The sequence below is a fragment of the Pseudomonas sp. UMAB-08 genome, from assembly GCF_900095225.1.
In the GTDB taxonomy this organism is placed as follows: domain Bacteria; phylum Pseudomonadota; class Gammaproteobacteria; order Pseudomonadales; family Pseudomonadaceae; genus Aquipseudomonas.
Window position 1 is genome coordinate 211,055 of record NZ_LT607421.1, and the last position, 19,100, is coordinate 230,154.

Consider the following 19,100-nt stretch of genomic DNA (forward strand, 5'->3'; position numbering starts at 1 on the left):
CCGCCAAGGAACACAATGCTCAATCCTCCGTGCTGAAACAACCAGCCGCCAAGGATGCCGCCAGCCGCCGAACCGAGGAACTGACTGGTGGAGTAAACCCCCATCGCCGTGCCTTTGCCGCCTGCCGGTGACACCTTGCTGATCAACGAGGGCAGCGAAGCCTCAAGCAAGTTGAACGCGGTGAAGAACACCACCGTCCCGATCACCAAAGCCCGCAACGTATCGCCGAATGCCCAGAAGAATAGCTCAGTCAGCAGCAGCACGCTGACAGCGCCGAGCAATACACGCTTCATCTGGCGTTTCTTTTCGCCATAAATGATGAACGGGATCATGGCGAAGAACGAAATCAGCAACGCGGTCAGGTAGACCCACCAGTGTTGTTCCTTGGGCAAACCGGCTTTTTCGACCAACGCCAAGGGCAAGGCGACGAAGCTGGACATGAGCATCGCGTGCAACACGAAGATACCTAAATCCAGGCGCAGCAAGTCGGGATGACGCAAGGTCGGGCCTAAAGCCTGGCGCGCGACGCCCGATTCGCGATGCTGCAGCGGCCCGGTCGACTTCGGCACCATGAAGGCGACGATCAGAATCCCCACCAGCGCCATCCCGCCCGTGGCCAGAAACAGCCCCGACAGGCCGAACGCGCGGGTCAGCAGGGGGCCGACGACCATCGCAACCGCAAAAGACAGTCCGATGGTCATGCCAATCATGGCCATGGCTTTGGTGCGGTGCTGTTCGCGGGTAAGGTCCGAGAGCAACGCCATCACCGCCGCCGAGATGGCGCCAGCCCCTTGCAGGATACGTCCGGCGATCACGCCCCAGATCGAGTCCGCATTGGCCGCCAGCAAGCTGCCAAGGGCGAAGATGATCAAACCGATATAAATGACAGGCCGCCTGCCAATCCGGTCGGAAATCATCCCGAATGGAATCTGCAGCACCGCTTGGGTCAGGCCATAAGCGCCGATAGCCAGGCCAATGAGCGCAGGAGACGCGCCCGCCAGGTCCATGCCGTAGGTGGCCAGCACCGGCAAAACCATAAACATGCCAAGCATACGGAAGGCGAACACCAGCGCCAGACCGCTTGCTGCGCGGGTCTCGCTGCCACTCATGCGTTCGCTAAGGGGATCGTGCATGGAAAAACCTCGTGTGAACCGGCAGCGATTCTACCAGTCCCATCGATGTAGAGCACATACGCGACGCTTTGCCGCGTAATGGCATGGAGCCGTATACTCCCGTGTTTAAGCCCGCCAAGCGAGGCCGCAGTGGACAAGATCCTGATACGTGGGGCGCGAACCCACAACCTGAAGAACATTGACCTGACCCTGCCACGCGACAAATTGATCGTCATTACCGGTCTTTCCGGTTCTGGCAAGTCGTCGCTAGCCTTCGATACGCTGTATGCCGAAGGGCAGCGGCGCTATGTCGAGTCGCTTTCCGCGTACGCTCGTCAGTTCCTGTCGATGATGGAAAAGCCAGACGTCGATACGATCGAAGGGCTGTCGCCAGCGATTTCTATCGAACAGAAATCCACGTCGCACAACCCGCGCTCGACGGTGGGCACGATCACCGAAATCTACGATTACCTGCGCCTGCTGTATGCGCGTGTCGGCCAGCCTCGCTGCCCGGACCACGATATTCCACTGGAAGCGCAGACGGTCAGCCAGATGGTCGACCTGGTGCTGGCGCAGCCTGAAGGCAGCAAGCTGATGCTGCTGGCGCCTGTGGTTCGCGAGCGCAAGGGCGAGCACCTGGCGATTTTCGAAGAGCTGCGTGCTCAAGGCTTCGTCCGCGCACGGGTCAACGGCAGGCTATGTGAACTCGATGAACTGCCCAAGCTGGATAAACAGAAGAAGCACTCCATCGACGTGGTGGTTGACCGGTTCAAGGTTCGTGAAGACATGCAGCAGCGTCTGGCGGAGTCCTTCGAAACCGCGCTGAAACTGGCTGACGGTATCGCCTGGGTCGCGCCGATGGATGACGAGCCGGGCGAGGAAATGATTTTCTCCGCGCGTTTTGCCTGCCCGATCTGTGGGCACGCCATCAGCGAGCTAGAACCCAAGCTGTTCTCCTTTAATAACCCGGCTGGCGCATGTCCGACCTGCGACGGTCTGGGCGTGAAGCAGTTTTTCGACATCAAGCGCCTGGTCAATGGCGAGCTGACGCTGGCCGAAGGCGCGATTCGTGGCTGGGACCGGCGCAACGTCTATTATTTCCAGATGCTCGGCTCCCTGGCCAACCACTACGGGTTCAGCCTCGAGGTGCCGTTCAACGAATTGCCCGCCGATCAGCAGAAAATTCTTCTGAATGGCAGCGGCACGCAGAACGTCGACTTCCGCTATCTCAATGATCGCGGCGACATCGTCAAGCGTGCGCACCCGTTCGAAGGCATCGTGCCCAATCTCGAGCGGCGTTATCGCGAGACCGAGTCGGCCACGGTGCGCGAAGAACTGGCCAAGTTCCTCAGCACTCAGCCCTGCCCGGATTGCCGTGGCACCCGTCTGCGTCGTGAGGCGCGGCATGTCTGGGTCGGCGAAAAAACCCTGCCGGCCGTGACCAATCTGCCCATCGGCGATGCTACCGAGTACTTCAGCACGCTGAAACTGACCGGACGGCGCGGCGAAATTGCCGACAAGATCCTCAAGGAAATTCGCGAGCGCCTGCAGTTCCTGGTCAACGTCGGCCTGGATTATCTGTCCCTGGACCGCAGCGCCGATACCTTGTCTGGCGGTGAAGCCCAACGTATTCGCCTGGCCAGCCAGATCGGCGCGGGCCTCGTCGGGGTCCTGTATATCCTCGATGAACCGTCGATTGGCTTGCATCAACGGGACAACGACCGGCTGTTGGGCACGCTCAAGCACCTGCGTGACATCGGCAATACGGTGATCGTGGTCGAGCATGACGAAGACGCTATTCGTCTGGCTGACTACGTGGTGGACATCGGCCCTGGGGCCGGTATTCATGGCGGGCACATCGTTGCCCAAGGCACTCCGGCCGAAGTCATGGCGCACCCTGATTCGCTGACTGGCAAATACTTGTCAGGCCGGGTGAAGATCGAAGTGCCAGCCAAGCGCACGCCACGCGACAAAAAACTGAACCTGACCCTCAAGGGCGCGCGCGGCAACAACTTGCACAATGTCGATCTGGAAATCCCGATCGGTCTGCTGACCTGCGTGACCGGTGTTTCCGGCTCGGGCAAGTCGACGCTGATCAACAACACCCTGTTCCCGCTCAGCGCCACTGCTCTCAATGGCGCAACCACGCTAGAGGCAGCGGCGCACGACAGCATCGACGGCCTTCAGCACCTGGATAAAGTCGTCGATATCGACCAAAGCCCCATCGGTCGTACGCCGCGCTCCAACCCGGCGACGTATACCGGGCTGTTCACACCGATTCGCGAATTGTTTTCCGGTGTTCCCGAGTCGCGCTCGCGCGGGTACGGCCCGGGGCGTTTCTCGTTCAACGTGAAAGGCGGGCGTTGTGAGGCGTGCCAGGGAGATGGCCTGATCAAGGTCGAGATGCACTTTCTGCCGGACATCTACGTGCCTTGCGATGTGTGCAAGAGCAAGCGCTATAACCGCGAAACACTGGAAATCAAATACAAGAGCAAGAACATCCACGAAGTGCTGGAGATGACCATCGAGGAAGCTCGGGTGTTCTTCGATGCCGTACCTGCACTGGCGCGCAAACTGCAAACGCTGATGGATGTGGGGCTGTCGTACATCAAGCTGGGGCAGTCCGCGACCACGCTGTCGGGCGGCGAGGCGCAGCGGGTCAAGCTGTCACGCGAGCTGTCCAAGCGCGATACCGGCAAGACGCTGTACATCCTCGATGAGCCGACCACCGGTTTGCACTTCGCCGATATTCAGCAGTTGCTCGACGTACTGCATCGTTTGCGCGATCACGGGAATACCGTGGTGGTGATCGAGCACAACCTGGACGTGATCAAGACCGCTGACTGGTTGGTGGACCTGGGTCCGGAAGGCGGTTCCAAGGGCGGTCAGATCATCGCCTGCGGTACCCCGGAGGAAGTCGCAGAGATGAAGCAGTCTTACACCGGCCACTACCTCAAACCGCTGCTGCTTCGGGATAAAGCCGACGCAGTCTAGCCGGTGCGCTAACGAAAAAGCCCTGCCGCAGTTCATCTGTGGCAGGGCTTTTCTATGGGTGCGGTGCGGGAATCAGAACTGCGATTGCAGGTAATTCTCCAGACCGATCAACTTGATCAGGCCGAACTGCTGTTCCAGCCAGTACGTGTGATCTTCTTCGGTGTCGGCCAACTGAATACGCAGGATTTCACGGGTCACGTAATCCTTGTGCAGCTCGCAGAGCTCGATGCCCTTGCAAAGCGCGGCACGGACCTTGTACTCCAGGCGTAAATCGCTGGCGAGCATCTCAGGGACCGTGGTGCCTACGTCCAGATCATCGGGGCGCATGCGCGGCGTGCCTTCGAGCATCAGGATCCGGCGCATCAAGGCATCGGCGTGCTGGGTCTCTTCTTCCATTTCGTGGTTGATACGCTCGTAGAGCTTGCTGAAGCCCCAGTCCTCGTACATCCGCGAATGAATAAAATATTGATCGCGGGCTGACAGCTCCCCCGTCAGCAGCGTGTTGAGGTAATCGATTACGTCCGGGTGACCTTGCATCGCCCTCATCTCCCTGCTTGAAAGTCCGTAGTTTGAACCAACCCGCCGAGGAGGTCACTTCACAAAAAGCCAGAAAGTGTGAAAAACGGCGAAAGCGGGACAATCCAATACGAAAAACCGCCCCAATGAGGGCGGTTCTGGTTATCGCTTCGACTTAGACCTGGCTCAGTTGTACGTCGAGGGCTTTGGCGACGCCTTCGCCGTACGCAGGATCAGCCTTGTAGAAGTACTGGAGCTGACGTTGCACGACATCAGCCGTCACACCGGCCATCGCACCGGCGATGTTGCCGATCAAGAGTGCTTTCTGTGCATCGTCCATCAGGTTAAAGAGCGCACCCGCGTGACTGAAGTAATCACCGTCCTGACGATGATCGTAACGTGTGGCCTCACCGGTCAGTGCCAACCCTGGCTCAGCATAACGTGGCGCCTGTTTAGGGGCGTCAGCGTAGCTGTTGGGTTCGTAGTTAGGCGTTCCACCACCATTGCTTCCAAAGCTCATGGCGCCATCACGCTGATAGCTGTTAACCGGGCTTTTTGGCGCGTTGATCGGCAATTGCTGGTGGTTGGTACCGACACGATAGCGCTGTGCATCGGCGTAGGCAAAGACACGCCCTTGCAGCATGCGATCAGGCGACAAGCCAACACCGGGCACCATATTACTTGGCGCAAACGCAGCCTGTTCGACTTCGGCGAAGTAGTTTTGAGGGTTGCGGTTCAGCTCAAATTCACCGACCTCAATCAACGGGTACTCCTTCTGCGACCAGGTTTTGGTCACGTCAAAAGGGTTCTCGTGATGGGCAGCGGCCTGAGCCTCGGTCATGATCTGGATGCACACCCGCCATTTCGGGAAGTCACCCTTCTCGATCGCGGTAAACAGATCGCGCTGGGAATAATCCGGGTCAGTACCTGCCAGGCCAGCGGCGTCGGCAGGGGCCAGGTTCTTGATACCTTGCTGGGTCTTGTAGTGCCATTTGACCCAATGACGCTCACCCGTCGCGCTGATCAGGCTATAAGTGTGGCTGCCGAAGCCGTGCATGTGACGGTAGCCGTCCGGAATGCCACGGTCCGAAAACAGGATCGTGACCTGGTGCAGCGCCTCAGGCGAGTGCGACCAGAAGTCCCACATCATTTGCGCGCTTTTCAGGTTGGATTGGGGCAGACGTTTTTGGGTGTGAATGAAGTCCGGGAATTTAAGCGGGTCACGGATAAAGAAAACAGGCGTGTTGTTCCCAACGATGTCCCAGTTACCTTCTTCGGTATAGAACTTGATCGAGAAGCCGCGCGGGTCACGCTCGGTGTCTGCCGAACCTCGTTCGCCACCGACGGTGGAAAAACGCATGAAAATGGGCGTCTGCTTGCCCACGGACTCAAACAATTTAGCGCTGGTGTACTGCGTGATATCGCGATTAACCGTGAATGTACCGTGAGCGCCCGAGCCTTTCGCGTGCACGCGGCGTTCCGGGATGTTCTCGCGATTGAAGTGTGCGAGTTTCTCGATCAGGTGAAAATCGTCGAGTAACAGTGGGCCACGCGGGCCCGCGGACCGGGAGTTCTGGTTGTCAGCGACTGGAGCGCCACTGGCAGTCGTAATCGTTTTATTCTGGCTCATACGAAATCTTCCTCTCTAACGTGTCCAGCCGGCTAAACGGCTTGAGAGGAGTATTCGCCAAATTTATCACACCATCAAATTTATTAAATTATAAACATCGATAGATTATTACTAATAGTCCAGACACAAAAAACCGGGCACTAGGCCCGGTTTTTTGTACAGACTGACGTCTTATTCAGCAGCTTCTACAACACCACCAACCGGACGATCAACCAGTTCGACGTACGCCATAGGCGCGTTGTCGCCAGTGCGGAAACCGCACTTGAGGATGCGCAGGTAGCCACCCTCACGGGTTGCATAACGCTTGCCCAGGTCGTTGAACAGCTTACCAACGATGGCTTTCGAACGAGTACGGTCGAAGGCCAGACGGCGGTTAGCCAAGCTGTCTGTCTTAGCCAGGGTGATCAGCGGCTCGGCAACGCGGCGCAGTTCCTTGGCTTTCGGCAGTGTAGTTTTGATCAGCTCGTGCTCAAACAGCGACACCGCCATGTTTTGAAACATGGCCTTACGGTGTGAGCTGGTGCGGCTCAGGTGACGACCACTTTTACGATGACGCATGGTTCATTCCTTACCAAACACAACGTTCGGTGATTACGACGATCAGGCAGTCGCCTTGTCGTCCTTCTTAAGACTTGCAGGCGGCCAGTTGTCGAGGCGCATGCCGAGGGACAGACCACGGGAGGCCAGAACGTCCTTGATTTCAGTCAAGGATTTCTTACCCAGGTTCGGAGTCTTCAACAGTTCTACTTCGGTACGCTGAATCAGGTCGCCGATGTAGTAAATGTTCTCCGCCTTAAGGCAGTTGGCCGAACGTACAGTCAGTTCCAGATCGTCAACCGGACGGAGAAGGATCGGATCGATCTCGTCTTCCTGTTCGATAACCACTGGCTCACTGTCACCTTTGAGATCGACGAACGCAGCCAACTGCTGTTGCAGAATGGTTGCAGCGCGGCGAATAGCCTCTTCAGGATCCAGGGTACCGTTGGTTTCCAGATCAATAACCAGCTTGTCCAGGTTAGTACGCTGTTCGACACGGGCGTTTTCCACCACGTATGCGATACGGCGAACCGGGCTGAACGAAGAGTCAAGCTGCAAGCGACCAATGCTGCGGCTTTCGTCTTCATCGCTCTGACGCGAATCGGCCGGTTCATAACCACGACCACGAGCTACGGTGAGCTTCATGTTCAAGGCGCCGTTAGACGCCAGGTTAGCGATTACGTGATCGGGATTAACGATCTCGACATCATGATCCAGCTGAATATCGGCAGCGGTAACCACCCCCGAACCCTTCTTCGACAAGGTCAGCGTAACTTCGTCTCGACCGTGCAGCTTGATAGCCAGACCTTTAAGGTTCAACAGGATTTCAATTACGTCTTCCTGTACACCTTCGATGGCGCTGTACTCATGGAGTACACCGTCAATCTCGGCCTCGACTACTGCACAGCCGGGCATTGAGGACAACAGGATGCGTCGCAGCGCGTTGCCCAGGGTGTGGCCGAAACCACGCTCGAGAGGCTCGAGAGTGATCTTGGCGCGGGTTGGACTGACAACCTGCACATCAATATGGCGGGGTGTCAGGAACTCATTTACCGAAATCTGCATGGATGCACCTATTTTCTAGCCCTTACTTGGAGTAGAGCTCGACAATCAGGCTTTCGTTGATGTCGGCGGACAGATCACTGCGAGCTGGAACGTTTTTGAAGACGCCAGATTTTTTCTCAGTGTCTACTTCTACCCATTCTACGCGGCCACGTTGGGCACACAGATCGAGAGCTTGGACAATGCGCAGTTGGTTCTTTGCCTTCTCGCGAATAGCGACCACGTCACCAGGGCGAACCTGATAGGACGGTACGTTAACGGTTTTGCCGTTAATGCTGATCGATTTGTGCGATACCAGCTGACGGGATTCGGCACGAGTAGAGCCAAAACCCATACGGTATACAACGTTATCCAAACGGCATTCGAGCAATTGCAGCAGGTTCTCACCAGTAGCGCCTTTCTTGCCGGCTGCTTCTTTGTAATAACCGCTGAATTGACGTTCGAGAACGCCGTAAATACGACGGACCTTCTGCTTTTCACGCAGTTGGGTGCCGTAATCGGATTGGCGACCGCGGCGTTGGCCGTGGATACCTGGGGCTGCTTCGATGTTGCACTTGGATTCGATAGCGCGGACGCCGCTCTTCAAGAAGAGATCGGTGCCTTCACGACGTGCAAGTTTGCATTTTGGACCAATGTAACGAGCCATTTCTTACAGTCTCCTGGATTACACGCGGCGCTTCTTCGGCGGACGGCACCCGTTGTGCGGGATTGGCGTCACGTCGGTGATACTGGCGATCTTGTAGCCACAGCCGTTCAAAGCACGAACAGCGGACTCACGACCTGGACCTGGACCCTTGACGTTAACGTCGAGGTTCTTCAGGCCGTATTCCAGCGCAGCTTGACCAGCACGTTCAGCAGCTACTTGAGCAGCGAACGGGGTGGACTTGCGAGAACCGCGGAAACCCGAGCCGCCTGAGGTAGCCCAAGAAAGCGCGTTACCTTGACGATCGGTAATGGTGACGATTGTGTTGTTAAAAGACGCGTGGATGTGGGCGATGCCATCAACCACTGTCTTTTTAACTTTTTTACGAGGACGAGCAGCAGGTTTTGCCATGACTAAATTCCTGTCGTTGCGCTGGTGCGATTACTTGCGGATCGGCTTACGCGGACCTTTGCGAGTACGCGCGTTGGTCTTGGTACGCTGACCGCGTACTGGAAGACCACGACGATGGCGAAGGCCGCGGTAGCAGCCCAAATCCATCAAGCGCTTGATTTTCATGTTGATTTCGCGACGCAGATCACCTTCAGTGGTGACCTTTGCCACTTCGCCACGCAGCTGTTCAATCTGCTCGTCGCTCAGATCTTTGATCTTCACCGCTGGGTTAACCCCAGTGGTTGCACAAATTTTCTGTGCGGTGGTGCGACCAACACCATAGATGTAGGTCAACGAGATAACAGTATGCTTGTTATCTGGAATGTTAACGCCTGCAATACGGGCCATTCAGTGGGACTCCAATTGACAGCTACCTACGCCCCGGAAGCCAAGAAATAGGGCGCGAGATAATATCGCTGTAATAACAAATAATCAACCCAGCAGCGCACTAGCTGCCGGGCTTTAAGCACAAATCACAATCAGCCTTGGCGCTGTTTATGACGTGGTTCCGCGCTGCAAATTACTCGAACAACACCTTCGCGGCGAATAATCTTGCAGTTACGGCACAGCTTTTTCACCGATGCACGAACTTTCATCACCAACTCCTCGAACCTTATGGGTGCTTCAGCGCAGCATGCCGCTACCGTAGCCCTTCAGGTTGGCTTTCTTCATCAGGGATTCGTACTGGTGCGAAACGAGGTGCGATTGTACTTGGGACATGAAGTCCATCACAACCACTACGACGATCAGCAACGAAGTCCCGCCAAGGTAGAACGGTACGTTTGCCGCAACCACCAGGAACTGGGGGAGCAGACACACGGCCGTCATATAAAGAGCACCGAACATGGTCAAGCGGGTCAGAACGCCATCAATATAGCGCGCAGACTGCTCGCCTGGACGGATGCCCGGAATAAAGGCACCGGACTTCTTCAGGTTTTCCGCTACGTCTTTCGGATTGAACATCAACGCCGTATAGAAGAAGCAGAAGAAAATAATCCCTGCACTAAACAGCAGAATATTCAACGGCTGACCAGGAGCGATCGACTGCGAGAGGTCCTGCAACCAGCCCATACCTTCAGACTGGCCAAACCAGGCACCCAACGAAGCCGGAAACAGCAAAATGCTGCTCGCGAAAATAGCAGGAATTACACCGGCCATATTCACTTTCAGCGGCAAGTGGCTAGTCTGCGCAGCGAAGACCTTACGGCCCTGCTGACGCTTGGCGTAGTGAACAGCAATACGACGCTGACCACGCTCAATGAACACCACAAAACCGATAATCGCTACTGCCAGCAAACCGATGGCAACCAAGGCGAAAATGTTGATATCACCCTGACGTGCAGACTCGAAAGACTGCCCAATCGCTCTCGGAAGACCGGCGACGATACCCGAAAAAATCAACATCGAGATACCGTTACCAACACCGCGCTCGGTAATCTGCTCACCCAGCCACATCATGAACATCGCGCCAGCCACAAACGTGGATACCGCAACGAAATGGAAGCCAAAGTCACCAGTGAACGCAACGCCCTGCCCTGCCAGACCAATGGACATGCCAATAGCCTGAACAAGAGCGAGGACGACAGTGCCATAGCGGGTGTATTGGCTGATCTTACGACGACCAGCCTCACCTTCCTTCTTCAACTGCTCCAACTGCGGGCTGACGGCGGTCATCAACTGCATGATGATCGATGCCGAAATGTACGGCATGATCCCCAGTGCAAAGATACTCATCCGTTCCAGCGCGCCGCCGGAAAACATGTTGAACAAGCTAAGAATGGTCCCCTCATTCTGTCGAAACAGGTCCGCCAGCCGGTCCGGGTTGATACCAGGAACTGGGATGTGCGCGCCTATCCGGTAGACGATAATCGCCAGGAGTAGAAAACGCAGTCGAGCCCAGAGCTCGGATAACCCGCCTTTGCTGAGCGCTGAGAGAGCACCTTGCTTAGCCATTTATTCCTCGAACTTGCCGCCAGCTGCTTCGATAGCCGCACGCGCACCTTTGGTGGCAGCGATACCTTTGATGGTGACAGCGCGAGTAACCTCACCGGACAACATGATTTTCACACGTTGTACGTTTTGGTTGATCACGTTGGCATCCTTCAGGGACTGCACGGTGACGATGTCGCCTTCCACTTTAGCCAGTTCGGACAAACGCACTTCTGCGCGATCCATAGCTTTCAGAGAGACGAAACCGAATTTCGGCAGACGACGATGCAACGGCTGTTGGCCGCCTTCAAAGCCCGGAGCAATAGTGCCACCGGAGCGGGAGGATTGACCTTTGTGGCCACGGCCACCGGTCTTACCCAAACCACTACCGATACCACGGCCCGGACGATGCTTTTCGCGACGGGAACCCGGCGCTGGACTCAGATCATTGAGTTTCATCGATTAACCCTCGACTCGCAGCATGTAGTAAGCCTTGTTGATCATCCCGCGATTCTCGGGAGTATCCAGCACTTCTACAGTGTGACCGATGCGACGCAGACCCAAACCCTTAACGCACAATTTGTGGTTAGGGATGCGACCGGTCATGCTTTTGATCAGCGTTACTTTAACGGTAGCCATGATCAGAAGATCTCCTTGACACTTTTGCCGCGCTTGGCAGCAATAGATTCAGGAGATTGCATAGCTTTCAAACCTTTGAAAGTGGCGTGAACCACGTTTACCGGGTTAGTCGAGCCGTAGCACTTGGCCAGTACGTTCTGAACACCAGCAACTTCCAACACTGCGCGCATAGCGCCGCCAGCGATGATACCGGTACCTTCAGACGCAGGCTGCATGTACACCTTAGAAGCGCCATGAGCAGACTTCATTGCGTACTGCAGAGTGGTACCGTTAAGGTCCACCTGAATCATGTTGCGACGAGCAGCTTCCATTGCTTTCTGGATCGCAGCAGGCACTTCACGTGACTTGCCACGGCCGAAACCAACACGCCCCTTACCATCACCCACCACGGTCAACGCGGTGAAAGTGAAGATACGGCCGCCTTTAACGGTTTTAGCAACGCGGTTCACTTGAACCAGCTTCTCAATGTAGCCTTCGTCGCGTTTTTGGTCGTTATTTGACATAACTTAGAACTCCAGCCCGCCTTCACGAGCAGCATCAGCCAGCGCCTTGACGCGGCCGTGGTACTTGAAGCCAGAACGGTCAAAAGCCACTTGCGAGACGCCTACGGCTTTCGCACGCTCAGCGACCAGCTGGCCAACCTTAGTGGCCGCGTCGATGTTGCCAGTGGCTCCATCACGCAGTTCTTTGTCCAAAGTCGAGGCGCTCGCCAAGACTTTGCTGCCGTCGGCCGAGATGACCTGGGCATAAATGTGCTGCGAAGAGCGGAACACGCAGAGACGCACGACTTCTAATTCGTGCATTTTCAAGCGTGCTTTGCGAGCGCGACGCAGTCGGGTAACTTTTTTGACGGTCATTTGCTATGCCCTACTTCTTCTTGGCTTCTTTACGGCGGACGACTTCGTCCGCGTAACGCACACCTTTGCCTTTGTATGGCTCAGGACGGCGGAAGTCGCGGATCTCAGCGGCCACTTGACCAACCAACTGCTTATCGATACCTCGGATGAAGATATCGGTCTGGTTGGGAGTCTCAGCGGTGATGCCATTCGGCAGGTCGTATTCCACTGGATGCGAAAAGCCGAGAGCCAGGGACAGCACTTTGTCTTTTGCTTGCGCTTTATAACCAACACCGACCAGCTGGAGCTTACGCTCGAAGCCTTGGCTTACGCCTTGGACCATGTTGTTAACCAGTGCACGAGTGGTGCCGGCCATTGCGCGAGTTTGTTGATCGCCATTGCGAGCAGCGAAACGCAGCTCACCAGCTTCTTCAACAATCTCAATGGACGAATGGATGTTCAGATCTAGAGTGCCCTTGGCACCCTTCACCGAAAGCTGCTGGCCGACGAGTTTAACTTCGACGCCTGCTGGCAACTTAACGGGGTTCTTAGCTACGCGTGACATGCTTATCCCCCCTTAGAACACTGTGCAAAGAACTTCGCCGCCGACACCGGCAGCGCGCGCAGCACGATCCGTCATCACACCTTTGTTGGTGGAGACGATAGACACACCGAGACCGCCACGAACTTTTGGCAGATCATCGACGGACTTGTACTGACGCAGGCCTGGACGGCTAACGCGCTTCACTTCTTCGATGACTGGACGGCCTTCGAAGTACTTCAGCTCGATGGATAGCAGCGGTTTGATTTCGCTGCTGATCTGATAACCCGCAATGTAACCTTCGTCCTTCAGGACTTTGGCTACAGCTACCTTCAACGTAGAAGATGGCATGCTTACGACGGGCTTTTCAGCCATCTGGGCATTACGGATACGAGTTAGCATGTCCGCTAACGGGTCCTGCATACTCATGGGCTAGACGCTCCTGTTACAAAAATAATTAGCCTTGCGGCTACAGCTTGTCGCCGAGAAACTCCGGGCAAATGAAAGCACGGGCTCAGGCGAGCCGATCATTCTAGACACACCCCGGAAATGAATCAAGCCCCAAAAGGGGCTTGATTCAAAATCACGCTTCACACAGACCAATCTTTTACAAGATTGACCCGTGCGAGACGGGATGGACGCCTTACCAGCTAGCCTTGACCAGACCAGGAACGTCGCCACGCATTGCTGCTTCACGCAGCTTGTTACGGCCAAGGCCGAACTTGCGATAGACGCCGTGTGGACGGCCAGTGATGCGGCAGCGGTTACGCATGCGCGCAGCGCTTGCGTCACGTGGCTGCTTCTGCAGAGCTACTTGAGCTTCCCAACGCGCTTCTGGACTTGCGTTCAGATCAACGATGATAGCTTTCAGTTCTGCACGCTTCTTGGCGTACTTGGCAACCGTGAGCTGACGTTTCAGCTCGCGGTTTTTCATGCTCATCTTGGCCATTGTCCTACTCCAATCAGTTGCGGAACGGGAACTTGAAGGCACGCAGCAATGCGCGACCCTCGTCATCCGTACGAGCAGTGGTGGTCAGGGTAATGTCCAGACCGCGAAGAGCATCGATCTTGTCGTAATCGATTTCCGGGAAAATGATCTGCTCTTTAACGCCCATGCTGTAGTTACCACGACCATCGAAGGACTTGGCATTCAGGCCGCGAAAGTCGCGGACCCGAGGCAGGGAGATCGACAGCAGACGATCCAGGAATTCGTACATACGATCGCGACGCAGAGTGACTTTAACGCCGATCGGCCAACCTTCACGGACTTTAAAGCCAGCGATGGATTTCCGAGCGTAAGTCACAACGACTTTCTGACCGGTGATCTTTTCCAGGTCAGCAACAGCGTGCTCGATGACTTTTTTGTCACCGACCGCTTCGCCAAGACCCATGTTCAGGGTGATCTTTGTAACGCGCGGAACTTCCATCACGTTCGAAAGCTTAAGTTCTTCCTTAAGTTTCGGAGCGATTTCCTTCCGGTAAATCTCTTTTAGTCGTGCCATGGTCTTCTACCTAGCAGTGTTCAAGCATCAACCGCTTTTTGGGTCGACTTGAAGACACGAATTTTCTTGCCGTCTTCAACTTTGAAACCAACGCGGTCAGCCTTGTTGGTTGCGCCGTTGAAAATGGCGACGTTAGAAGCGTGCAATGGCGCTTCTTTCTCGACGATACCGCCCTGAACGCCCGACGCCGGGTTAGGCTTGGTATGACGCTTAACCAGGTTAAGCCCACCAACGACCAGACGGTCGTCAACGAGAACCTTAAGCACCTTACCGCGCTTACCTTTGTCTTTGCCGGCGATCACGATGATCTCGTCGTCACGACGAATCTTTTGCATGTCGGATCTCCTTACAGCACTTCTGGGGCGAGCGAGACGATCTTCATGAACTTCTCAGTACGAAGTTCACGGGTCACTGGCCCAAAGATACGGGTGCCGATCGGCTCTTGCTTGTTGTTCAACAGAACAGCAGCGTTGCCATCAAAGCGGATGATGGAGCCGTCAGCGCGACGAACACCATGGCGAGTGCGGACTACTACTGCAGTCATCACTTGGCCTTTTTTCACCTTGCCGCGCGGAATTGCTTCCTTGACGGTCACTTTGATGATGTCACCGATACCAGCGTAACGACGATGGGAGCCACCCAGCACCTTGATGCACATAACGCGGCGTGCGCCGCTGTTATCGGCCACATCGAGCATGGATTGAGTCTGAATCATATAATTTCTCCGACCCCTAGTCCTTAGACTTCCACAGCGCGTTCGAGAATATCAACCAACGCCCAAGACTTGGTCTTGGCCAGCGGACGAGTTTCACGAATCGTGACTTTGTCGCCGATGTGGCACTGATTGGTTTCGTCGTGCGCGTGCAGCTTAGTCGAACGCTTAACATATTTACCGTAGATCGGGTGCTTTACGCGACGCTCGATCAGAACGGTGATGGTCTTGTCCATCTTGTCGCTGACAACACGGCCAGTCAGCGTACGGACGGTTTTTTCGGCTTCAGCCATGATCACTTACCTGCCTGCTGGTTAAGCACAGTCTTCACGCGAGCAATGTCACGTTTAACTTGCGAGAGCAGGTGAGACTGCCCCAACTGGCCAGTTGCTTTCTGCATACGCAGATTGAACTGGTCGCGCAGCAGGCCGAGCAATTGCTCGTTCAGCTGCTGTGCTGATTTTTCACGAAGTTCATTCGCTTTCATCACATCACCGTCCGTTTAACAAAGGAGGTGGCGAGTGGCAGCTTCGCAGCAGCCAGGGCGAAAGCCTCACGCGCCAGCTCTTCAGTAACACCCTCGATTTCATACAGGACTTTGCCTGGCTGAATCTGGGCAACCCAGTACTCAACGTTACCCTTACCTTTACCCATCCGAACTTCGAGTGGCTTTTTGGTTACAGGTTTGTCCGGGAATACACGGATCCAGATTTTGCCGCCACGTTTAACGTGACGGGTCAGAGCACGACGCGCTGACTCAATCTGACGAGCGGTGAGACGACCACGAGCAACAGACTTCAGCGCATATTCGCCGAAGCTGACTTTGCTACCGCGCTGAGCCAAGCCACGGTTGTGGCCTGTCATCTGCTTGCGGAACTTCGTACGCTTTGGTTGCAACATTTGGCGTACCCCTTACTTAGCAGCTTTTTTACGAGGCGCTGGTGCTTGTGGTTTCAGCTCTTCTTGGCGACCACCAATTACTTCGCCTTTGAAGATCCAAACCTTTACACCGATCACACCATAAGTGGTGTGAGCTTCGTAGTTGGCATAGTCGATGTCAGCACGCAGGGTGTGCAGTGGCACACGACCCTCGCGATACCATTCAGTACGTGCGATTTCAGCACCGCCGAGACGACCGCTCACTTGGATTTTGATGCCTTTGGCACCAATGCGCATGGCGTTCTGAACAGCGCGCTTCATAGCGCGACGGAACATTACGCGACGCTCCAGCTGCTGAGCTACGCTCTGCGCAACCAGCATACCGTCGAGCTCCGGCTTGCGGATCTCTTCGATATTGATGTGCACAGGCACACCCATTTGCTTGGTCAGGTCCTGACGCAGTTTCTCAACATCTTCACCTTTCTTGCCGATCACGATGCCGGGACGAGCGGTGTGGATGGTGATACGTGCAGTCTGAGCCGGACGATGGATATCGATACGGCTTACGGACGCGCTTTTTAGTTTGTCTTGGAGATACTCGCGCACCTTCAGATCAGCGAACAAATAGTCCGCATAAGTCCGACCGTCTGCGTACCAGACGGAGGTGTGCTCCTTGACGATTCCCAGGCGAATGCCAATGGGATGTACTTTCTGACCCATCTCTTCGACTCCGTTACTTGTCAGCAACCTTGACAGTGATATGGCAAGACCGCTTGACGATGCGATCAGCGCGGCCTTTGGCACGCGGCATGATTCGCTTCAGCGAACGCCCTTCGTTGACGAAAACGGTGGAGACCTTAAGGTCATCAACGTCTGCGCCTTCGTTATGCTCGGCGTTGGCTACGGCCGACTCCAGCACTTTCTTCAGGATCTCGGCGGCTTTCTTACTGCTGAAAGCCAACAGGTTGAGCGCTTCGCCCACCTTCTTCCCGCGGATCTGGTCGGCGACCAAGCGGGCTTTCTGGGCGGAGATTCGAGCGCCCGACAACTTAGCGGCTACTTCCATCGTTCCTTACCCCTTAACGCTTGGCTTTCTTGTCTGCCACGTGCCCACGATAAGTGCGGGTACCGGCAAACTCGCCTAGTTTATGGCCGACCATGTCTTCGTTCACAAGAACTGGGACATGTTGACGACCGTTATGCACAGCAATGGTCAAACCGACCATTTGCGGCAGGATCATAGAACGGCGCGACCAGGTCTTAACTGGTTTGCGATCATTCTTTTCCGCCGCCACTTCGATCTTCTTCAGTAGGTGAAGATCGATAAAAGGACCTTTTTTCAGAGAACGTGGCACTGTCGTATCCCTCTATTTACTTGCGACGACGGACGATCATTTTGTCGGTACGCTTATTACCACGAGTCTTCGCGCCCTTAGTCGGGAAGCCCCACGGCGATACCGGATGACGACCACCAGAGGTACGACCTTCACCACCACCATGTGGGTGGTCAACCGGGTTCATGGCAACACCACGAACGGTTGGGCGAACGCCACGCCAGCGTTTGGCACCAGCTTTACCCAGCGAACGCAGGCTGTGCTCGGAGTTCGAGACTTCGCCAAGCGTTGCACGGCATTCAGCCAATACTTTACGCATTTCACCAGAGCGCAGACGCAGGGTCACGTAGACACCTTCACGAGCGATCAGCTGAGCAGAAGCACCAGCGGAACGAGCGATTTGCGCGCCTTTACCCGGCTTCAACTCGATGCCGTGTACGGTGCTACCCACTGGAATGTTGCGCAACTGAAGAGCGTTGCCCGGCTTGATCGGTGCCAAGGCACCTGCGATCAGCTGGTCGCCAGCACTAATGCCTTTAGGGGCAATAATGTAGCGGCGCTCGCCGTCTGCGTACAACAGCAGGGCGATGTGAGCAGTACGGTTTGGATCGTATTCGATACGCTCAACGGTGGCAGTGATGCCATCTTTGTCGTTACGACGGAAATCGACCAAACGATAATGCTGCTTATGACCACCACCGATGTGACGCGTGGTAATACGGCCATTGTTGTTACGACCACCAGTCTTCGATTTCTTCTCGAGCAGCGGTGCGTGAGGAGCGCCTTTATGCAGCTCCTGGTTGACCACCTTGACCACAAAACGGCGGCCAGGGGAAGTCGGTTTGCATTTAACGATTGCCATGATGCACCCCTTCCTTACTCAGCACTGCTGCTGAAATCGAGATCTTGGCCCGGTTGAAGGGAAATAATCGCCTTCTTCCAGTCATTACGCTTGCCCAGACCGCGAGCAGTACGTTTGCTCTTACCCAGAACATTCAGGGTAGTAACACGCTCTACTTTCACGCTGAACAGGCTTTCGACGGCCTTCTTGATTTCCAGCTTGGTTGCGTCTGTAGCAACCTTGAAAACGAACTGGCCTTTCTTGTCAGCCAGAACCGTAGCCTTCTCGGAAACGTGCGGGCCGAGTAGAACTTTAAATACGCGTTCCTGGTTCATCCCAGCAGCTCCTCGAATTTCTTCACGGCCGACACGGTGATCAACACCTTGTCGTATGCGATCAGACTAACTGGATCGGAACCCTGTACGTCACGAACATCAACGTGCGGCAGGTTACGAGCAGCCAGGTACAGGTTCTGATCAACAGCATCAGACACGATCAAGACATCAGTCAGACCCATGCCATTCAGCTTGTTCAGCAGGTCTTTGGTTTTCGGCGCTTCAACTACGAAGTCCTGAACCACGACCAGACGATCAGTACGTACCAGCTCAGCAAGGATGGAGCGCAATGCTGCGCGATACATCTTCTTGTTGAGTTTCTGGGAGTGATCCTGAGGACGAGCAGCGAAAGTGGTACCGCCGCCACGCCAGATTGGGCTACGGATAGTACCGGCACGAGCACGACCAGTACCTTTCTGACGCCATGGGCGCTTACCGCCACCGGAAACGTCTGAACGGGTCTTCTGGGCCTTGCTACCTTGACGGCCGCCGGCCATGTAGGCCACGACTGCTTGGTGAACCAGCGTCTCGTTGAACTCGCCGCCGAACGTCAGTTCGGAAACTTCGATCGCCTGAGCGTCATTTACATTTAATTGCATGTCAGCTTC

29 protein-coding genes and 1 pseudogene are annotated in these 19,100 nt (G+C 55.4%); 1 reads left to right on the plus strand and 29 read right to left on the minus strand.

The window, feature by feature from the left end:
- Positions 1-1,133 (minus strand): annotated as a pseudogene (locus K0F75_RS15560) (MFS transporter); the annotation flags it as partial.
- 129 nt (positions 1,134-1,262) lie between these two features.
- On the opposite strand from K0F75_RS15560, the gene uvrA reads away from it, so the two are divergent.
- Positions 1,263-4,106, plus strand: a complete 2,844-nt coding sequence (uvrA, locus tag K0F75_RS15565; protein WP_219062768.1) for an excinuclease ABC subunit UvrA — start codon at positions 1,263-1,265, stop codon at positions 4,104-4,106.
- A 72-nt stretch (positions 4,107-4,178) separates the two neighbouring features.
- On the opposite strand, the gene bfr is transcribed toward uvrA, so the two are convergent.
- The 28 genes from bfr to rplD all read right to left on the minus strand — a co-directional run bounded on the left by bfr (position 4,179) and on the right by rplD (position 19,091).
- Positions 4,179-4,643, minus strand: coding sequence for a bacterioferritin (gene bfr / locus K0F75_RS15570; protein ID WP_219062769.1), 465 nt, complete (start codon positions 4,641-4,643; stop codon positions 4,179-4,181).
- Between the two features lie 154 nt (positions 4,644-4,797).
- Positions 4,798-6,252: a catalase gene (locus K0F75_RS15575; protein ID WP_219062770.1), complete on the minus strand. Its 1,455-nt coding sequence runs from the start codon at positions 6,250-6,252 to the stop codon at positions 4,798-4,800.
- Between the two features lie 171 nt (positions 6,253-6,423).
- A complete protein-coding gene (gene rplQ, locus K0F75_RS15580; RefSeq protein WP_219062771.1) occupies positions 6,424-6,810 on the minus strand; it encodes a 50S ribosomal protein L17 in 387 nt (128 codons plus the stop codon).
- Between the two features lie 42 nt (positions 6,811-6,852).
- A complete protein-coding gene (locus tag K0F75_RS15585; protein ID WP_003176403.1) occupies positions 6,853-7,854 on the minus strand; it encodes a DNA-directed RNA polymerase subunit alpha in 1,002 nt (333 codons plus the stop codon).
- A gap of 22 nt (positions 7,855-7,876) precedes the next feature.
- A complete protein-coding gene (rpsD, locus tag K0F75_RS15590; RefSeq protein WP_219062773.1) occupies positions 7,877-8,497 on the minus strand; it encodes a 30S ribosomal protein S4 in 621 nt (206 codons plus the stop codon).
- An 18-nt stretch (positions 8,498-8,515) separates the two neighbouring features.
- Positions 8,516-8,905: a 30S ribosomal protein S11 gene (gene rpsK / locus K0F75_RS15595; RefSeq protein ID WP_002555466.1), complete on the minus strand. Its 390-nt coding sequence runs from the start codon at positions 8,903-8,905 to the stop codon at positions 8,516-8,518.
- A gap of 30 nt (positions 8,906-8,935) precedes the next feature.
- Positions 8,936-9,292: a 30S ribosomal protein S13 gene (rpsM, locus tag K0F75_RS15600; protein ID WP_219062774.1), complete on the minus strand. Its 357-nt coding sequence runs from the start codon at positions 9,290-9,292 to the stop codon at positions 8,936-8,938.
- 131 nt (positions 9,293-9,423) lie between these two features.
- On the minus strand, positions 9,424-9,540 hold the full coding sequence (rpmJ, locus tag K0F75_RS15605; RefSeq protein WP_002555468.1) for a 50S ribosomal protein L36: 117 nt from the start codon (positions 9,538-9,540) through the stop codon (positions 9,424-9,426).
- A 28-nt stretch (positions 9,541-9,568) separates the two neighbouring features.
- Positions 9,569-10,897 (minus strand): preprotein translocase subunit SecY, encoded by a 1,329-nt coding sequence (gene secY / locus K0F75_RS15610; protein ID WP_219062775.1) that lies wholly within the window; start codon positions 10,895-10,897, stop codon positions 9,569-9,571.
- Positions 10,898-11,332, minus strand: coding sequence for a 50S ribosomal protein L15 (gene rplO / locus K0F75_RS15615; protein ID WP_002555470.1), 435 nt, complete (start codon positions 11,330-11,332; stop codon positions 10,898-10,900).
- 3 nt (positions 11,333-11,335) lie between these two features.
- Positions 11,336-11,512: a 50S ribosomal protein L30 gene (gene rpmD / locus K0F75_RS15620; protein ID WP_003186033.1), complete on the minus strand. Its 177-nt coding sequence runs from the start codon at positions 11,510-11,512 to the stop codon at positions 11,336-11,338.
- Positions 11,513-11,514: 2 nt separating this feature from the next.
- Complete coding sequence (gene rpsE, locus K0F75_RS15625; RefSeq protein ID WP_003186035.1) at positions 11,515-12,015, minus strand: 30S ribosomal protein S5; 501 nt, start codon at positions 12,013-12,015, stop codon at positions 11,515-11,517.
- A 3-nt stretch (positions 12,016-12,018) separates the two neighbouring features.
- Complete coding sequence (rplR, locus tag K0F75_RS15630; RefSeq protein ID WP_219062777.1) at positions 12,019-12,369, minus strand: 50S ribosomal protein L18; 351 nt, start codon at positions 12,367-12,369, stop codon at positions 12,019-12,021.
- 10 nt (positions 12,370-12,379) lie between these two features.
- Positions 12,380-12,913 (minus strand): 50S ribosomal protein L6, encoded by a 534-nt coding sequence (rplF, locus tag K0F75_RS15635; protein ID WP_219062778.1) that lies wholly within the window; start codon positions 12,911-12,913, stop codon positions 12,380-12,382.
- A 12-nt stretch (positions 12,914-12,925) separates the two neighbouring features.
- Positions 12,926-13,318, minus strand: coding sequence for a 30S ribosomal protein S8 (gene rpsH, locus K0F75_RS15640; RefSeq protein WP_065833640.1), 393 nt, complete (start codon positions 13,316-13,318; stop codon positions 12,926-12,928).
- A 214-nt stretch (positions 13,319-13,532) separates the two neighbouring features.
- Positions 13,533-13,838, minus strand: coding sequence for a 30S ribosomal protein S14 (gene rpsN / locus K0F75_RS15645; RefSeq protein WP_219062780.1), 306 nt, complete (start codon positions 13,836-13,838; stop codon positions 13,533-13,535).
- A gap of 13 nt (positions 13,839-13,851) precedes the next feature.
- A complete protein-coding gene (gene rplE / locus K0F75_RS15650; protein ID WP_219062782.1) occupies positions 13,852-14,391 on the minus strand; it encodes a 50S ribosomal protein L5 in 540 nt (179 codons plus the stop codon).
- A gap of 20 nt (positions 14,392-14,411) precedes the next feature.
- Positions 14,412-14,726 (minus strand): 50S ribosomal protein L24, encoded by a 315-nt coding sequence (gene rplX, locus K0F75_RS15655; RefSeq protein ID WP_219062783.1) that lies wholly within the window; start codon positions 14,724-14,726, stop codon positions 14,412-14,414.
- An 11-nt stretch (positions 14,727-14,737) separates the two neighbouring features.
- Entirely contained in the window at positions 14,738-15,106 is a 369-nt protein-coding gene (gene rplN / locus K0F75_RS15660; RefSeq protein ID WP_002555479.1) for a 50S ribosomal protein L14, read from the minus strand.
- A gap of 23 nt (positions 15,107-15,129) precedes the next feature.
- Complete coding sequence (gene rpsQ / locus K0F75_RS15665; protein WP_003444370.1) at positions 15,130-15,396, minus strand: 30S ribosomal protein S17; 267 nt, start codon at positions 15,394-15,396, stop codon at positions 15,130-15,132.
- Positions 15,397-15,398: 2 nt separating this feature from the next.
- Entirely contained in the window at positions 15,399-15,590 is a 192-nt protein-coding gene (gene rpmC / locus K0F75_RS15670) for a 50S ribosomal protein L29 (protein WP_002555481.1), read from the minus strand.
- On the minus strand, positions 15,590-16,003 hold the full coding sequence (gene rplP, locus K0F75_RS15675; protein WP_095080428.1) for a 50S ribosomal protein L16: 414 nt from the start codon (positions 16,001-16,003) through the stop codon (positions 15,590-15,592). Before rplP ends, rpmC begins: the two co-directional genes overlap by 1 nt.
- A gap of 12 nt (positions 16,004-16,015) precedes the next feature.
- Positions 16,016-16,702: a 30S ribosomal protein S3 gene (rpsC, locus tag K0F75_RS15680; protein ID WP_003176422.1), complete on the minus strand. Its 687-nt coding sequence runs from the start codon at positions 16,700-16,702 to the stop codon at positions 16,016-16,018.
- 13 nt (positions 16,703-16,715) lie between these two features.
- A complete protein-coding gene (gene rplV / locus K0F75_RS15685) occupies positions 16,716-17,048 on the minus strand; it encodes a 50S ribosomal protein L22 (protein WP_002555485.1) in 333 nt (110 codons plus the stop codon).
- A gap of 13 nt (positions 17,049-17,061) precedes the next feature.
- On the minus strand, positions 17,062-17,337 hold the full coding sequence (rpsS, locus tag K0F75_RS15690) for a 30S ribosomal protein S19 (RefSeq protein WP_002555486.1): 276 nt from the start codon (positions 17,335-17,337) through the stop codon (positions 17,062-17,064).
- Between the two features lie 16 nt (positions 17,338-17,353).
- Positions 17,354-18,178 carry a 50S ribosomal protein L2 gene (gene rplB, locus K0F75_RS15695; RefSeq protein ID WP_219062784.1) on the minus strand — a complete coding sequence of 275 codons (825 nt, stop codon included), beginning with the start codon at positions 18,176-18,178 and terminating at the stop codon, positions 17,354-17,356.
- Positions 18,179-18,192: 14 nt separating this feature from the next.
- On the minus strand, positions 18,193-18,492 hold the full coding sequence (gene rplW / locus K0F75_RS15700) for a 50S ribosomal protein L23 (protein ID WP_017129879.1): 300 nt from the start codon (positions 18,490-18,492) through the stop codon (positions 18,193-18,195).
- Positions 18,489-19,091 carry a 50S ribosomal protein L4 gene (gene rplD / locus K0F75_RS15705; protein ID WP_219062785.1) on the minus strand — a complete coding sequence of 201 codons (603 nt, stop codon included), beginning with the start codon at positions 19,089-19,091 and terminating at the stop codon, positions 18,489-18,491. The genes rplW and rplD overlap by 4 nt, the downstream gene beginning before the upstream one ends.
- Positions 19,092-19,100 lie beyond the last annotated feature (9 nt).

What these genes read in the sequence shown, in the direction of transcription:
- bfr (WP_219062769.1), bottom strand. Translation starts at nt 4,643, where the DNA reads ATGCAAGGTCACCCGGACGTAATCGATTACCTCAACACGCTGCTGACG.
- K0F75_RS15575 (WP_219062770.1), bottom strand. Translation starts at nt 6,252, where the DNA reads ATGAGCCAGAATAAAACGATTACGACTGCCAGTGGCGCTCCAGTCGCT.
- rplQ (WP_219062771.1), bottom strand. Translation starts at nt 6,810, where the DNA reads ATGCGTCATCGTAAAAGTGGTCGTCACCTGAGCCGCACCAGCTCACAC.
- K0F75_RS15585 (WP_003176403.1), bottom strand. Translation starts at nt 7,854, where the DNA reads ATGCAGATTTCGGTAAATGAGTTCCTGACACCCCGCCATATTGATGTG.
- rpsD (WP_219062773.1), bottom strand. Translation starts at nt 8,497, where the DNA reads ATGGCTCGTTACATTGGTCCAAAATGCAAACTTGCACGTCGTGAAGGC.
- rpsK (WP_002555466.1), bottom strand. Translation starts at nt 8,905, where the DNA reads ATGGCAAAACCTGCTGCTCGTCCTCGTAAAAAAGTTAAAAAGACAGTG.
- rpsM (WP_219062774.1), bottom strand. Translation starts at nt 9,292, where the DNA reads ATGGCCCGTATTGCAGGCGTTAACATTCCAGATAACAAGCATACTGTT.
- rpmJ (WP_002555468.1), bottom strand. Translation starts at nt 9,540, where the DNA reads ATGAAAGTTCGTGCATCGGTGAAAAAGCTGTGCCGTAACTGCAAGATT.
- secY (WP_219062775.1), bottom strand. Translation starts at nt 10,897, where the DNA reads ATGGCTAAGCAAGGTGCTCTCTCAGCGCTCAGCAAAGGCGGGTTATCC.
- rplO (WP_002555470.1), bottom strand. Translation starts at nt 11,332, where the DNA reads ATGAAACTCAATGATCTGAGTCCAGCGCCGGGTTCCCGTCGCGAAAAG.
- rpmD (WP_003186033.1), bottom strand. Translation starts at nt 11,512, where the DNA reads ATGGCTACCGTTAAAGTAACGCTGATCAAAAGCATGACCGGTCGCATC.
- rpsE (WP_003186035.1), bottom strand. Translation starts at nt 12,015, where the DNA reads ATGTCAAATAACGACCAAAAACGCGACGAAGGCTACATTGAGAAGCTG.
- rplR (WP_219062777.1), bottom strand. Translation starts at nt 12,369, where the DNA reads ATGACCGTCAAAAAAGTTACCCGACTGCGTCGCGCTCGCAAAGCACGC.
- rplF (WP_219062778.1), bottom strand. Translation starts at nt 12,913, where the DNA reads ATGTCACGCGTAGCTAAGAACCCCGTTAAGTTGCCAGCAGGCGTCGAA.
- rpsH (WP_065833640.1), bottom strand. Translation starts at nt 13,318, where the DNA reads ATGAGTATGCAGGACCCGTTAGCGGACATGCTAACTCGTATCCGTAAT.
- rpsN (WP_219062780.1), bottom strand. Translation starts at nt 13,838, where the DNA reads ATGGCCAAGATGAGCATGAAAAACCGCGAGCTGAAACGTCAGCTCACG.
- rplE (WP_219062782.1), bottom strand. Translation starts at nt 14,391, where the DNA reads ATGGCACGACTAAAAGAGATTTACCGGAAGGAAATCGCTCCGAAACTT.
- rplX (WP_219062783.1), bottom strand. Translation starts at nt 14,726, where the DNA reads ATGCAAAAGATTCGTCGTGACGACGAGATCATCGTGATCGCCGGCAAA.
- rplN (WP_002555479.1), bottom strand. Translation starts at nt 15,106, where the DNA reads ATGATTCAGACTCAATCCATGCTCGATGTGGCCGATAACAGCGGCGCA.
- rpsQ (WP_003444370.1), bottom strand. Translation starts at nt 15,396, where the DNA reads ATGGCTGAAGCCGAAAAAACCGTCCGTACGCTGACTGGCCGTGTTGTC.
- rpmC (WP_002555481.1), bottom strand. Translation starts at nt 15,590, where the DNA reads ATGAAAGCGAATGAACTTCGTGAAAAATCAGCACAGCAGCTGAACGAG.
- rplP (WP_095080428.1), bottom strand. Translation starts at nt 16,003, where the DNA reads ATGTTGCAACCAAAGCGTACGAAGTTCCGCAAGCAGATGACAGGCCAC.
- rpsC (WP_003176422.1), bottom strand. Translation starts at nt 16,702, where the DNA reads ATGGGTCAGAAAGTACATCCCATTGGCATTCGCCTGGGAATCGTCAAG.
- rplV (WP_002555485.1), bottom strand. Translation starts at nt 17,048, where the DNA reads ATGGAAGTAGCCGCTAAGTTGTCGGGCGCTCGAATCTCCGCCCAGAAA.
- rplB (WP_219062784.1), bottom strand. Translation starts at nt 18,178, where the DNA reads ATGGCAATCGTTAAATGCAAACCGACTTCCCCTGGCCGCCGTTTTGTG.
- rplW (WP_017129879.1), bottom strand. Translation starts at nt 18,492, where the DNA reads ATGAACCAGGAACGCGTATTTAAAGTTCTACTCGGCCCGCACGTTTCC.
- rplD (WP_219062785.1), bottom strand. Translation starts at nt 19,091, where the DNA reads ATGCAATTAAATGTAAATGACGCTCAGGCGATCGAAGTTTCCGAACTG.